The organism is Pseudomonas sp. B16(2017) (genome assembly GCF_002113205.1).
Lineage (GTDB): Bacteria > Pseudomonadota > Gammaproteobacteria > Pseudomonadales > Pseudomonadaceae > Aquipseudomonas > Aquipseudomonas pharyngis.
Window position 1 is genome coordinate 19642 of the sequence record NZ_NEKA01000011.1, and the last position, 12312, is coordinate 31953.

Consider the following 12312-nt stretch of genomic DNA (forward strand, 5'->3'; position numbering starts at 1 on the left):
GCATTTTGACTGGCTGCAGGCGTTCGCGCCTGGCGGTGGCCCGGCCGTGTGCTGCCGCTTTTCAGCCTTGATGAGGACATCATCATGTTCAACCTGGAGGCACTGGACCTGGCGCGAATTCAATTCGCGTTCACGGTTTCGTTCCACATCATCTTCCCGGCGATCACCATTGGTCTCGCGAGTTTCCTCGCGGTGCTCGAAGGCCTGTGGCTGAAAACCCGTAACGACACTTACCGCGATCTCTACCATTTCTGGTCGAAGATCTTCGCCGTCAACTTCGGCATGGGCGTGGTATCGGGTCTGGTCATGGCGTACCAGTTCGGCACCAACTGGAGCGGATTCTCCGACTTCGCCGGCAGCGTCACCGGGCCGTTGCTGACCTATGAAGTGCTGACCGCGTTCTTCCTCGAGGCCGGGTTCCTCGGGGTGATGCTGTTTGGCTGGAACCGCGTCGGCCGTGGCTTGCACTTTTTTGCCACAGTGATGGTCGCCATCGGTACGTTGATTTCGACCTTCTGGATTCTCGCCTCCAACAGCTGGATGCAGACCCCGCAAGGCTTCGAAATCGTTGACGGTCGAGTGATGCCGCTGGACTGGCTGGCCATCGTGTTCAACCCGTCGTTTCCGTTCCGTCTGGCGCACATGGCGATTGCCGCGTTCGTTGCCACTGCGTTCTTCGTTGGCGCATCGGCAGCCTGGCATTTGCTGCGCGGCAATGACAGCAAACCGGTGCGCAAGATGTTTTCCATGGCGCTGTGGATGGCACTGATTGTCGCGCCGATCCAGGCGGTGGTCGGTGACGCCCATGGCTTGAACACCCTGGAGCATCAACCGGCGAAAATCGCCGCCATCGAGGGCCATTGGGAAAACGCCGACAACGGGCCGACCCCGCTGGTGCTGTTCGGCATTCCGGACATGCAGGCGGAGAAGACCAAATACGCGATCGAGATTCCGTACCTCGGCAGCCTGATCCTCACCCACAGCCTCGACAAGCAGATCCCGGCGCTCAAGAGCTTTCCGAAAGAAGACCGGCCGAACTCGACCGTGATTTTCTGGAGCTTCCGCGTCATGGCCGGGCTCGGCATGTTGATGATCCTCGTCGGCGTGCTGGGTCTGGCGTTGCGGCGCAACGGCAAGGTCTACCTTCATCGCGGCTTCCAGCATTTGGTGCTGCTGATGGGGCCGAGCGGTCTGATCGCGCTGCTGGCCGGTTGGATCACTACTGAAGTCGGGCGTCAGCCCTGGGTGGTGTACGGCCTGATGCGTACCCATGACGCGGCGTCCCATCACTCGGTGGCGCAGATGAGCACCTCGTTGGCGCTGTTCGTCGTCATCTACTGCTCGGTGTTCACCGTGGGCATCGGCTACATGATGAAACTGGTGAGCAAGGGCCCGCAGCCGCACCACGAACATCCGCCCGAAGGCACTCAGGTGCAGACCCCGCGCCGGCCACTTTCGGCGGTCACCGACAACCTCGAATCCGCGACCCGGATCCACTGAAAAAGGAGCGTTGAGTCATGGGTATTCAAGGTATCGATCTCTCGTTGATCTGGGGCGTGATCATTGCCTTCGGGGTGATGATGTACGTGATCATGGACGGCTTCGATCTGGGCCTCGGGATCCTGTTCCCGATGATCAGCGACGAGCAGGAACGCGACGTGATGATGAACACCGTCGCACCGGTGTGGGACGGCAACGAAACCTGGCTGGTGCTCGGCGGCGCGGCTTTGTACGGCGCGTTTCCGCTGGCTTACGGGGTGATTCTCGAGGCGCTGTATCTGCCGTTGATCTTCATGCTGGCGGGTCTGATTTTCCGTGGGGTGGCGTTCGAGTTTCGCTTCAAGGCGCCGGCTGAAAAACGCCATCTGTGGGACTGGGCGTTCATTGGCGGTTCGCTGCTGGCGACGTTCTCCCAGGGCGTGGTGATCGGCGCGTATGTGTCGGGAATTCCGGTGGTGGATCGGCAGTTTGCCGGTGGCGGTCTCGACTGGCTGGCGCCGTTCCCGCTGGTCTGCGGCGTCGGTCTGGTGATCGCCTACGCCTTGCTCGGCAGCACCTGGTTGCTGGTCAAGACCGAAGGCATGCTCGAATCGCGGATGCGTCACTACAGCCGTCCACTGGCGTGGCTGCTGCTGGCGATGGTGGTGGTGATCGGCGTGTGGACGCTGCAACTGCATCCGGAACTAGCCAGTCGCTGGTTCAACCATGCGCACCTGACCGTGTTCGCCGGGCTGGTGGTGTTGGCGGTGCTGGCGCTGTTCGGGCTGTTGCGTTCGCTGCGTCAGCGCCACACCCACTGGCCGTTCGTGTTCACCCTGGCGCTGATGTTCCTCGGTTACATCGGTCTGGCACTGAGCATCTGGCCGAACATCATCCCGCCGTCGGTCAGCCTGTGGGCGGCGGCTTCACCGGCCACCAGCCAGCTGTTCGCCCTGATCGGTGCGCTGTTCATCCTGCCGGTGATCCTGATGTACACCTTCTGGAGCTACTACGTGTTCCGCGGCAAAGTGAGGATTGGCGATGGCTACCATTGAGATGCGTGAAGTGAAAAGCCGCTGGTACAAACGCCTGGGCTGGTTGCTGTTGATCTGGTCCGGCAGCGTGGTTTCGCTGGCGGTGGTGGCGAGTCTGCTGAAACTGGCGATGTATGCGGCGGGGATGAGGACTCATTGACCATAAAAAAACCGGAGCCTGGCTCCGGTTTTTTATTGCCTGCGGTTTACTTCCTCCCCTCGGGGGGAGGAACTGCCTTGAGGTTTACTCCCCGCCAAACATCGCAGTCCAGTAAATGCCGGCACTGCTCTTCGGATCGACTGCGTACGCAGCGCCGAGCTCACGATACTGAGGGTTCATCAGGTTGGCGCAATGACCGGGGCTGGCGAGCCAGCCGGCGACGACCTTCTGCACCGTGTCCTGCCCGGCGGCGATGTTCTCGCCGACCTGCTGGCCGCTGTAGCCGGCCAGTTCGGCGCGGTCGCCGGGAGTGCCGCCGTTGCGGTCCTTGTGGTCGAAATAATTGTTGTTGGCCATCTCGCGGCTGTGTTCCTGGGCAACGCCGCCAAGCACGGCGTTCCATGCCAGCGGCGTGGTCGCCGCGAATGCCTGACTGCCGCACTGGCGCGGTTGGGCGCGGGCGGCATTGAGTTGTTCGAGGAGTTTCTGGCCTTCCGCCTGACCGTCGCCGAGGCGGGCCGACAGCAGCGGTCGGGCCAGAGTGATGCGCCAGTCACGGTCGGCGCGACTGACACCGATATCGACGAACTGCGGATCCAGCACCACCTGACAGAAGCTCTCCTGAATCGCCTTCATCGCCGACGCCGCGTCCCGTGGTCCGTTCAGGGTGATCGCCTGCACGTTGACCATCGGGTAGCGAGCGCTGGACATCGCCTGCTGCAAATCCACCACGCCGGTGGCCGGCAGAATCAGGCGCGGATCGGCCGACAGCGGCGGCAATTCGCTGGACGCCTGGCTGCCACAACGCTGCGGCTGGCTGCGGTAGCTGTTGATCGATTCGATCAATTGCGACTCGTCGGTGGCCATGGCCGAAGTGGCCAGCGCCAGGCCCACGGACAACGCGGCGAGTCGCAGAACGGATGGCATGAAGCGCATGGAAATCTCCCTTGGGCTGAGTGCGCACATCATGCGCGAAAGGGCCCCGGTTGGTGCAATGTCTTTTTCTTCATGGCACGGATTTTTCTGCGGAACGATCCTGTGAAAATTGCCGTCTACACTTCGCGAAGAGCCCGGGATCCGGGCGTCTCAACCACGTAACACTTTGCCCGCAGCGGGCCCTGCCGGAAGAATGATCATGGGATTGAACGGGTTGCTTTGCTGTCTTGCGTTGACCCTGCTGAGCGGTACGGCACTGGCCACCGATCAGGCGCCGATCAAGGAAAAGGCTGAAGCGAAAGCCGAAGTACTGGAAGAGAAAGCGGCCGACAAACCCGACGCGCCCCCAGCACCCAAATCCGAAGCCATCACTCCGACCGAAGCCCAGGCGGTCGACCCCGCCGGCGCTGCGCCGCTGGACGATCCGATCACCTGTCTGGCACGCAGTATCTATTGGGAAGCCAAGGGCAAGGACACTGCCGACATGGAAGGCGTGGCCAGTGTGGTGATGAACCGTCTCGGGCATGACGGCTTTCCGGGCACGGTCTGCGAGGTGGTCAAGCAGGGCTCGGAAACCAGGAGTTGCCAGTTTTCCTGGTGGTGCGACGGGCGTCCGGATCAGGTCAAGGAGGACGCCGAATACGCGCTGGCCAAGGAAATCGCCGGCAAGGCACTGAACCGCCAGCTCACCGACCGCACCCATGGCGCCCTGTATTTCCACGACCGCAACGTTCATCCGAGTTGGGCGAAGGAATACAGAAAAACCGCCGAGACCAAGAAATTCCTGTTCTACAAACCCGCTGGCGGGGACGCGCGTTAGGCGCAGACTTCCCGCACACAATTGCGCAGCCAACGATGCGCCGGGTCGGCGTCCATGCGCGGGTGCCAGAGCATCGATACGCTGATGTCCGGCATCCGGAATGGCAAGGCGAAACTGTGCAGACCCGTTCGCAGTTTGCTGGTGTGACGCTCCGGGACAGTGGCGATCAGGTCTGATTCACGGACCAGCGTCAGCGCCGCCGAAAACCCGCCAAACGAGGTGACGATGTCCCGCGTCAGGCCGAAGGCGAGCAATGCTTCGTCCACCGGGCCGCTGCTGCGTCCACGGCGTGACACCAGAATGTGCTGGCCTGCGGCGAAGCGTTTGGCGCTGACCTTGCCGCTGCTCAACGGATGCCCCAAGCGCACCACACCAATCCACTGATCGCGGAACAGAATGCGGCTGTGCAGCGTCGGGTCGGTGCTGTCGTCGACCACGCCGGTTTCCAGATCCACCCGACCTACGCGCAACAGCGTGCTGTCCTTGTCGGCCTTTTGCACAAAGCGCAGGCGCACGCCGGGCGCCTCTTCGGCGATGCGGGCGAGCAGAGCGGCGGCGAAGGTTTCGACAAAACCGTCGGTGTTGCGCAGGGTGAAGGTGCGCCGCAACTGGCCGGGATCGAGCACTTCTGCCGGGCGCAAAACCGCTTCGGCTTCCTGCACCAGATAACTGACCCGGTCACGCAGCTCCAGCGCACGCGGGGTCGGCACCAGTCCTCGGCCGGCGCGCACCAGCAGCGGATCGCCGATAGTTTCGCGCAGCCGGGCCAGCGCGCGGCTCATGGCTGACGGGCTCAGACGCAGGCGTTCGGCGGCGCGAGCGACGCTGCCTTCGCTCAGCAGCACGTCGAGGGTGATCAACAGGTTCAGATCCGGTGCATTCATGACATGGCGTTCCATGCAGGTATCAAGTGCAAAGCATGCGTCTTGCGCCTTGTATTGTCGAGGCTCAGGCTATGTCCCATGACTTCTGCCTTGTGAGCCTCCCATGCACCGAGAACCCCTGAGCCCTTCAGCCCGCTGGGCGCTGACCAGTCTGGCGCTGTCGATGCTGATGCCGTCGCTCGACACCAGCATCGCCAACTCCGGATTGCCCACGCTGGCGGCGGCGTTCGATGCGACCTTTCAACAGGTGCAGTGGATCGTGCTGGCCTATCTGCTGGCGGTCACCACGTTGATTGTCAGCGTCGGGCGACTGGGTGACGGCTTCGGGCGGCGGCGTTTGCTGTTGATCGGCATCGGCATCTTTACCGCTGCTTCGCTGGCCTGCGCACTGGCGCCGAGCCTTGGCTGGCTGATCGGTGCGCGGGCGGTGCAGGGCCTGGGCGCGGCGATCATGTTCGCGTTGACGGTGGCGCTGGTGGCCGACGCGGTACCCAAATCCCGAGCCGGCAGTGCGATGGGCTTGCTGGCTACGATGTCGGCCACCGGCACGACCCTCGGGCCGTCGCTCGGCGGGCTGTTGATGGCGTATGTCGGCTGGCAGTCGATTTTTGTGATCAACGTGCCGTTGGGCTTGCTCAATGCGTGGCTGGTGTATCGCTATTTGCCGAAGGATCGGATCGTGCGCTCGGGTGTTGCATTTGATTATCCCGGCACCGCCGTGTTGATGCTGACGCTGGCGGCTTATGCGCTGGCGATGACAATCGAAGGACTTACCCCGACGTTGCTGTTGCTCAGCCTGTTGGGCGTGGGGTTGTTCATCCTGGTCGAGAAGCGGAGCAAGGCGCCGCTGATTCACCTGTCATTGTTCACCGACACGCGAATCAGCAGCAGTCTGGCGCTGACCTTGCTGGTGACCACGGTGATGATGACCACGCTGGTGGTCGGGCCGTTTTACCTGAGCCGAGGTTTGGGGCTCACCAGCACTCAGGTCGGACTGGTGTTGTCGATCGGGCCGTTGCTGGCGGCATTCAGCGGCGTACCGGCCGGGCGGCTGGTGGATCATTTCGGCGCGCGGCGGATGGTGCCGGGTGCGTTGTTCGGCCTGGCCTGCGGTTGCGGTTTGTTGGCGCTGTTTCCGGTGAGTTTCGGAGTGCTTGCATACGTGCTGCCGATCACGGTGGTGGCCTTGAGTTATGCGCTGTTCCAGGCCGCCAACAACACCGGGTTGATGTCCGGCGTTGCTCAGGATCAGCGCGGCGTGGTCTCGGCCATGCTCGGGCTGTCGCGCAATCTGGGGTTGATCACCGGGGCGGCGGCGATGGGCGCGGTGTTTGCACTGGCCACGGACGATCCGACTCAGGCACCGGCCGAAGTTATTGCGGCCGGCTTGCACATGACTTTCGGCGTGGCCTCGGCATTGATGTTCGCGGCGTTTGCGCTCGGTGCCTTCACACACCTGCGTCTCGCGTCTCCCGTGCCGGAAAGAACAGTTCAAAGCAGGTGATGCCGTCGGCGCTGCTGACGCTGTAGCGGCCCTGATGCAATTGCATGATGGTCGCGACAATCGACAGGCCCAGTCCGTTGGATTGGGCCGAGCGCTCGCGGGACGGATCGACGCGGTAGAAGCGTTCGAACAGCCGCGACAGGTGTTCGGCAGGAATGGTCGCGCCCTGATTGCGTACCCGCAGATAACTGCCGTCCGCTTCAGCCACGGCCTCGACCTGCAGCGTCGAATCCGCCGCGCCGTACTTGATCGCGTTGGCGCACAGATTGGCCAGGGCGCGGCGCAGCAGCATCGGTTCGGCCCAGATCACGCCGCTGCCACGGGCCTCGATGCTGATGCCGACGTCGGCGGCCAGCCCTTCGAAGTAATCAGCAATGCGCTGCATCTCATCGCAGGCGTCCAGTTCCTGACGCTGACTCAGCGCGCTGGCCGGGTCGGTGCGGGCGAGAAACAGCATGTTGTCGAGCATCCGCGCCAGCCGTTCGAGTTCTTCGACGTTGGAGGCGAGCAACTGCTGATAGGCGTCGACGCTGCGGTTCTGTTGCAGGGCGACCTGGGTCTCGCCGAGCAGGTTGTTGATCGGCGTGCGCAGTTCGTGGGCCATGTCGGTGGAGACCTGGCTCAGTTGCGCAACCCCTCGGTCAAGCCGGTCGAGCATCGCGTTGAAAGCTTCGATCATCGGTTGCAATTCCCGGGGCGTGCCGTGGCGGTCGAGGCGTTCGCCGAGGTTGGCGATGCCGATTCCGTGGGCATGCCGGGCAATCCGCCGCAATGGCAGCAAACCGCGATACACCAGCAGGCAGCCGACCAGCGCCAGCACGATCGCGGCCAATGATGCGAGCCCATACACGCTGAGGCGGTAATTGGCGAGCATTGCCGTGCGCTCGGTCATCAGGCGTCCGGTGAGCACCTGCAGGTTGCCCAGATCGCCCGAGTCGATGGTCGCCGCCACCGCCGAAAACGGCACACCGTCGACGCTCGGCAAGTGCTGTACATCGCTCAGGGCCATCGGATGATCGATCGGTACGGCGGGCAAGTTCGGGGTGGCGAGGTTGCCGGGGTTGACCACCAGCAGCGGCGGCTGGCCGGGTGCGCCGATGGTCAGCAAGGCTTCGCGGTTGCCGAGCATGTTCTGAAACAGCGCCGGCTTGTTCTTGATCAGCTCCAGGGTGTTGCTGTCGTTGAGGAAGGTGCGCAACTGATCGACGCGACTGACCAACTGGATGTCGTCGCGGCGAATCAGAGCTGCTTCCAGTTGGTTGTACAGCGCCGCGCCCAGGCCTGCCAGCGCGGCGAAGGCAAGCACGGCGAAGACCAGCGCCAGGCGCAAGGTCAGGGAATACGTGCCGGCGACTTTCATGGCTGGGTATCGAAGCGGTAGCCGATGCCGCGCACGCTGTGGATCAGCTTGAGCGGGAACGGATCGTCGATCTTCGCCCGCAGGCGGCGCACGGCGACATCGACCACGTTGGTGTCGCTGTCGAAATTCATGTCCCACACCCGCGAGGCGATCAGCGAGCGCGACAGCACTTGCCCGGTGTGGGTGGCGAACAGTTGCAGCAGGGCGAATTCCTTGTTGGTCAGGGTGATCCGGTTGCCGGCGCGGCTGACCCGACGCTTGAGCACATCGATCTGCAGATCGGCCACCTGCAATTGCTCTTCTTCATGGATCGGACCGCGCCGGGTCAGGGTGCGCAGGCGTGCCACCAGTTCGGCGAAGGAAAACGGCTTGATCAGGTAATCGTCGGCGCCCAGTTCCAGGCCTTTGACCCGGTCGGCGATGTCGTCGCGGGCAGTCAGGAACAGCACCGGAGTGTCGGTTTCCTTGCGCAGCCGGCGCAGGACTTCCCAGCCATCCATTTTCGGCATCATCACGTCCAGCACGATCACGTCGAAGTCGAATTCCAGCGCCAGGTGCAGACCGTCGGCGCCGTCCCGGGCCAGGCTCACGCTGTAGCCCAGTTCCTGCAAGCCGTTGAGCAAATAATTGCCGGCCTTGGGTTCGTCTTCGACAACAAGGATATTCATGGCTACTGCGCCTCAATGGTCGTTGGTGCAGCCGCTGCCTTGCACTTGATAGTCCAGCACATGTTCACGGCCCTGGTGGTCGAGGTAGTTGAGCTGCGCGGGGATCACGCCGCAGGCCTGGGAAATATCGGTGCTGGAGAGGACTTTGTCGACATCCAGGTGCACGAAGAAGCCGGTTTTGTCATGAATGACGGCAGCGTCCGGCGCAGGCGCGGCGAACACGGAACCGGTGGCGAGGAGGGCGGTGAAGGCGAGGATCAGGGTTTTCATGATGAGTCACTCGAATCGTTGAAGTTGATCGGCGTTCTGGCCGGGACAACTTCAAGCTACCGGGCGATCCGCTCGGCAAACCGACAACTCGATGACAAATCTGTAATAAACCGAACCTGTGGGAGCCAGCGCACTCCCACAGCGTATTCAGCTGGCGTGAGTGCTGAGAATGCTCGCGATCTGTTGTGGCTGGCAGTTGAGGTACGGCGAGGATTTCAGCCACTGCTGATCCGGATACCAGGAGAACATGAATTGGCCGTTCTTCAGGCTGTCGATCACCCGTTTGGCCACTTGCGGTCGCACGGCCGGGCAACCCTGGCTGCGGCCCAGACGGCCGGTACGTTTGCTCCAGAACGGGTTCACGTAGTCGGCGGCGTGGATGACGATGGCGCGGTCACGGGCCATGTCGTTGATGCCCGGTTCCAGACCGTCCATGCGCAGCGAGTAACCGTGGGTGCCCTGGTAACTTTCCTGGGTCCGGAACAGGCCGAGGCTGGACTGAAAACTGCCTTCACGGTTGGAGAACCGGGTGGCGAAGTTTTCCCCGGAGTTCGAGCCGTGGGCGACCAGATCGCGCAGCACCAGTTTTTTCCGCGTCAGGTCGAAGATCCACAACCGGCGCTCGGTGGACGGCTGCGAATAGTCGATGATCGCCAGATGACGAGACTGCTTCGCGCCGTTGTTGATCGCACATTGCATGGCGTTCAAGGCACCTTTCAGCGCCTGGGGATTGAGTTCCGGCGCGGCGTGCGCGAGGCTGGTGTAGAGAACCGGCGAAGTGGTGCCGGCGGCAAAGGCTGGACTGGTCAGCACGCCAAGGGCGGTGGCAGTCAGCAGAAGTCGGCGCAAAAACGTCAACATTTAAAGTGAGTCTCCACTTGCTACTTGTTTGGCACTTAGGCTCCTGACGTCCAGTCGTTCCCGGCAAGCCCGCGAATCGGGCCTGACTGTGCACCGCACCTGAGGTAAGGTTGACCGTCAATCAAGACGGCCATGGATTGGAGTAAAGCAGTTGTTCAAAAAGTACGCATGCTACTTGAGCATTTGTTTGCTCGCTGCGCCGTTTGTCGCTTGCGCCGAAGAGCCGTTGCCGGGACTCCCGACGATGCCGCCCGTGCCGACGGAAATGCCCATCGAACCGCAGAGCCCGCTGCAGGCCGCGCTGATCAGCCTGCCCCAGGCGTGCCCGACGATCGGCACTAGTCTCAACGGCCCGGCGCTGGATCAGTTGCGCGCGTTCTACCAGCAGCAGGACTGGCTGCCAGTGTGGGCCGATGGCGGGCAATTGCCGGCCTTGCATGCGCAATTGCAGCTGTTGGCCGACGATGGCCTGAACCCGAAACGCTATCCGGTAGCGCTCACTGCCCCGCAGGATGGAGAACTGTGCGCCGATATCGAGATCAGCCGCTATTACCTGCAAGCCCTGCAGGATCTGCATTACGGCCGCCTGTTGCAATCGCACTTCGAACCGCTGTGGCATTCCGACGAAACGCCTCGCGACCGTCAGGCTGAATTGCTGGCGATCGCCGTGCCAGGCGTGCACAACGTTCCCGCCGCCTTCGATCTGGCCCGGCCGCAGTTGGCGCAGTACCAGAACCTGCGTCATCTGTATGCCGCGCAGCGCCTGCAAGCCCTGCCTCAGTGGACGTCGGTGGGCAACGGCCCGTTGCTGCGTCCGGACATGGAAGACAAACGCTTGCCGGAACTGGCCCGCCGGCTCTACAGCGAAGGTTATCTGAGCAGTGTGGTCGGCACGCCGGACAACGCTTATCACGGCGTATTGGTGGAGGCGGTGAAGCGTTTTCAGGCCAACCATTCGTTGCAGGCCGACGGGGTGGTCGGGCCGGGGACGATTGCGGAGCTGAACATCAGCCCGTTGACCCGTCGCGAACAATTGCGGGTCAACCTTGAACGTTTCCGCTGGATGGCCCAAGACATGGAGCCGGACGGTCTGCTGGTCAACGTCGCCGCTGCCGAGCTGACGCTTTATCAAGGTGGCCTGCCGGTGTGGCAGACCCGCACCCAGGTCGGGCGCGCCGAACGCCAGACCCCGCTGCTCAAATCCCGGGTCACGCGCCTGACGCTGAACCCGACCTGGACCGTGCCGCCGACCATCTGGAAGGAAGACAAGCTGCCGGAAATCCGCAAGGATCAGACCTTCCTCAGCCGCCAGAACCTGCAAGTGCTCGACGCCAACGGCCAGCCGCTGGCCGCCGCCGACATTGACTGGGACAACCCCGGCAACATCCTCCTGCGTCAGGACGCCGGGCCACGCAACCCGCTGGGGCAAATGGTCATTCGTTTCCCCAACCCGTTCTCGGTGTACCTGCACGACACGCCGAGCAAGGCGCTGTTCGACAAAGGGCCACGGGCGTTCAGCTCCGGCTGCGTGCGGGTCGAGCATCCGATGAAGCTGCGCGATTTCCTGCTCAGCCCGGCGGAAAAGGCGCGCACCGACACCTTGTTGGCCACCGGCACCACCCATGAATTCCGCCTGAGCAATCCGGTGCCGATCCTCATGACTTACTGGACAGCACAGGTCGATGGCCAGGGGCGTGTGCTCTACGCGCCGGACATCTACAGCCGTGACAGTGCGTTGCTGGCCGGGCTGGACCGGGCGCATTGATCCTCAGTGGCTGGCGCGTTTCCAGAAAAACCGCGCCAGCCACGCATCCACGCTCAACTTGCCGGCCCCGGCAAACACCAGCGGCAGCAGCGCAGCCAAGTAAATCGCCGGCAGCTTGAAGTTGCCGAAGCCCTTGTTGGTGATCGCGTAACCCTGGGCCAGCTCACTCAACGATGACCAGTCCGCCGGCCAGTGCACGGCAGCGGTGGCGACGACGGTCACGACAATCAGAGAAATCGCCGAAATCCGCGTGCCGAATCCGATCAGGATCGCCAGCGCGCAGATCAGCTCGGCCCACATCGACAGTTCCCAGTTCAGCGTGGCCGGCAAGTGGTCGAAGGGAAACGGGAACCGCTCCTGAATGTCTTCGAACCAGTTCTGGCCGTTGAATTTCTCCAGCCCCGATTCGAAAAACTCCCAGGCGATGAACAGGCGCAAGGTCAGCGGCGCGAGCCACTGGCCGGCGCGGTCAAGGTTCACATGCAGGCCTTTGACGGCCGACGAGAGAGCTGTGGTCATGGCAAGGCTCCATTCATTCAAGGGGGAAAACGGGGCACCGGCGTGCCCCATG

At 62.8% G+C, this 12312-nt stretch carries 13 protein-coding genes; 6 read left to right on the forward strand and 7 right to left on the reverse strand.

Annotated elements, in window-relative coordinates; translation table 11 throughout:
- The first annotated feature begins 84 nt into the window (after positions 1-84).
- From CAG25_RS19235 to CAG25_RS19245, 3 genes are read left to right on the forward strand one after another with little or no spacing between them, the layout of a single operon-like run.
- Positions 85-1500, forward strand: a complete 1416-nt coding sequence (locus CAG25_RS19235; RefSeq protein ID WP_085610690.1) for a cytochrome ubiquinol oxidase subunit I — start codon at positions 85-87, stop codon at positions 1498-1500.
- Between the two features lie 17 nt (positions 1501-1517).
- On the forward strand, positions 1518-2534 hold the full coding sequence (gene cydB, locus CAG25_RS19240) for a cytochrome d ubiquinol oxidase subunit II (protein ID WP_085610655.1): 1017 nt from the start codon (positions 1518-1520) through the stop codon (positions 2532-2534).
- Positions 2521-2673, forward strand: a complete 153-nt coding sequence (locus CAG25_RS19245) for a DUF2474 domain-containing protein (protein ID WP_074688757.1) — start codon at positions 2521-2523, stop codon at positions 2671-2673. The genes cydB and CAG25_RS19245 overlap by 14 nt, the downstream gene beginning before the upstream one ends.
- Positions 2674-2757: 84 nt before the next feature.
- On the opposite strand, the gene CAG25_RS19250 is transcribed toward CAG25_RS19245, so the two are convergent.
- Positions 2758-3609 carry a CAP domain-containing protein gene (locus CAG25_RS19250; RefSeq protein ID WP_064597492.1) on the reverse strand — a complete coding sequence of 284 codons (852 nt, stop codon included), beginning with the start codon at positions 3607-3609 and terminating at the stop codon, positions 2758-2760.
- Between the two features lie 199 nt (positions 3610-3808).
- On the opposite strand from CAG25_RS19250, the gene CAG25_RS19255 reads away from it, so the two are divergent.
- Positions 3809-4429, forward strand: a complete 621-nt coding sequence (locus tag CAG25_RS19255) for a cell wall hydrolase (protein ID WP_085610654.1) — start codon at positions 3809-3811, stop codon at positions 4427-4429.
- On the opposite strand, the gene CAG25_RS19260 is transcribed toward CAG25_RS19255, so the two are convergent.
- Positions 4426-5313 (reverse strand): LysR family transcriptional regulator, encoded by an 888-nt coding sequence (locus tag CAG25_RS19260; protein WP_085610653.1) that lies wholly within the window; start codon positions 5311-5313, stop codon positions 4426-4428. The two genes, CAG25_RS19255 and CAG25_RS19260, sit on opposite strands and share 4 nt — an antisense overlap.
- Before the next feature lie 103 nt (positions 5314-5416).
- Here CAG25_RS19260 and CAG25_RS19265 point away from each other — a divergent pair, with 103 nt between their 5' ends.
- Complete coding sequence (locus tag CAG25_RS19265; RefSeq protein ID WP_085610652.1) at positions 5417-6817, forward strand: MFS transporter; 1401 nt, start codon at positions 5417-5419, stop codon at positions 6815-6817.
- On the opposite strand, the gene CAG25_RS19270 is transcribed toward CAG25_RS19265, so the two are convergent.
- The 4 genes from CAG25_RS19270 to CAG25_RS19285 all read right to left on the reverse strand — a co-directional run bounded on the left by CAG25_RS19270 (position 6762) and on the right by CAG25_RS19285 (position 9976).
- Entirely contained in the window at positions 6762-8177 is a 1416-nt protein-coding gene (locus tag CAG25_RS19270; protein WP_085610651.1) for a heavy metal sensor histidine kinase, read from the reverse strand. The two genes, CAG25_RS19265 and CAG25_RS19270, sit on opposite strands and share 56 nt — an antisense overlap.
- Complete coding sequence (locus tag CAG25_RS19275; protein WP_039767117.1) at positions 8174-8845, reverse strand: heavy metal response regulator transcription factor; 672 nt, start codon at positions 8843-8845, stop codon at positions 8174-8176. Before CAG25_RS19275 ends, CAG25_RS19270 begins: the two co-directional genes overlap by 4 nt.
- A 12-nt stretch (positions 8846-8857) precedes the next feature.
- On the reverse strand, positions 8858-9115 hold the full coding sequence (locus tag CAG25_RS19280) for a DUF2790 domain-containing protein (protein WP_085610650.1): 258 nt from the start codon (positions 9113-9115) through the stop codon (positions 8858-8860).
- 147 nt (positions 9116-9262) lie between these two features.
- Positions 9263-9976 carry a murein L,D-transpeptidase catalytic domain family protein gene (locus tag CAG25_RS19285; RefSeq protein ID WP_085610649.1) on the reverse strand — a complete coding sequence of 238 codons (714 nt, stop codon included), beginning with the start codon at positions 9974-9976 and terminating at the stop codon, positions 9263-9265.
- Between the two features lie 151 nt (positions 9977-10127).
- Here CAG25_RS19285 and CAG25_RS19290 point away from each other — a divergent pair, with 151 nt between their 5' ends.
- A complete protein-coding gene (locus CAG25_RS19290) occupies positions 10128-11741 on the forward strand; it encodes a murein L,D-transpeptidase (RefSeq protein WP_085610648.1) in 1614 nt (537 codons plus the stop codon).
- Positions 11742-11744: 3 nt separating this feature from the next.
- On the opposite strand, the gene CAG25_RS19295 is transcribed toward CAG25_RS19290, so the two are convergent.
- Positions 11745-12260, reverse strand: a complete 516-nt coding sequence (locus tag CAG25_RS19295; RefSeq protein WP_085610647.1) for a DoxX family protein — start codon at positions 12258-12260, stop codon at positions 11745-11747.
- Positions 12261-12312: the final 52 nt, after the last annotated feature.

What these genes read in the sequence shown, in the direction of transcription:
- CAG25_RS19275 (WP_039767117.1), bottom strand. Translation starts at nt 8,845, where the DNA reads ATGAATATCCTTGTTGTCGAAGACGAACCCAAGGCCGGCAATTATTTG.
- CAG25_RS19260 (WP_085610653.1), bottom strand. Translation starts at nt 5,313, where the DNA reads ATGAATGCACCGGATCTGAACCTGTTGATCACCCTCGACGTGCTGCTG.
- CAG25_RS19265 (WP_085610652.1), top strand. Translation starts at nt 5,417, where the DNA reads ATGCACCGAGAACCCCTGAGCCCTTCAGCCCGCTGGGCGCTGACCAGT.
- CAG25_RS19235 (WP_085610690.1), top strand. Translation starts at nt 85, where the DNA reads ATGTTCAACCTGGAGGCACTGGACCTGGCGCGAATTCAATTCGCGTTC.
- CAG25_RS19255 (WP_085610654.1), top strand. Translation starts at nt 3,809, where the DNA reads ATGGGATTGAACGGGTTGCTTTGCTGTCTTGCGTTGACCCTGCTGAGC.
- cydB (WP_085610655.1), top strand. Translation starts at nt 1,518, where the DNA reads ATGGGTATTCAAGGTATCGATCTCTCGTTGATCTGGGGCGTGATCATT.
- CAG25_RS19280 (WP_085610650.1), bottom strand. Translation starts at nt 9,115, where the DNA reads ATGAAAACCCTGATCCTCGCCTTCACCGCCCTCCTCGCCACCGGTTCC.
- CAG25_RS19245 (WP_074688757.1), top strand. Translation starts at nt 2,521, where the DNA reads ATGGCTACCATTGAGATGCGTGAAGTGAAAAGCCGCTGGTACAAACGC.
- CAG25_RS19270 (WP_085610651.1), bottom strand. Translation starts at nt 8,177, where the DNA reads ATGAAAGTCGCCGGCACGTATTCCCTGACCTTGCGCCTGGCGCTGGTC.
- CAG25_RS19285 (WP_085610649.1), bottom strand. Translation starts at nt 9,976, where the DNA reads ATGTTGACGTTTTTGCGCCGACTTCTGCTGACTGCCACCGCCCTTGGC.
- CAG25_RS19295 (WP_085610647.1), bottom strand. Translation starts at nt 12,260, where the DNA reads ATGACCACAGCTCTCTCGTCGGCCGTCAAAGGCCTGCATGTGAACCTT.
- CAG25_RS19250 (WP_064597492.1), bottom strand. Translation starts at nt 3,609, where the DNA reads ATGCGCTTCATGCCATCCGTTCTGCGACTCGCCGCGTTGTCCGTGGGC.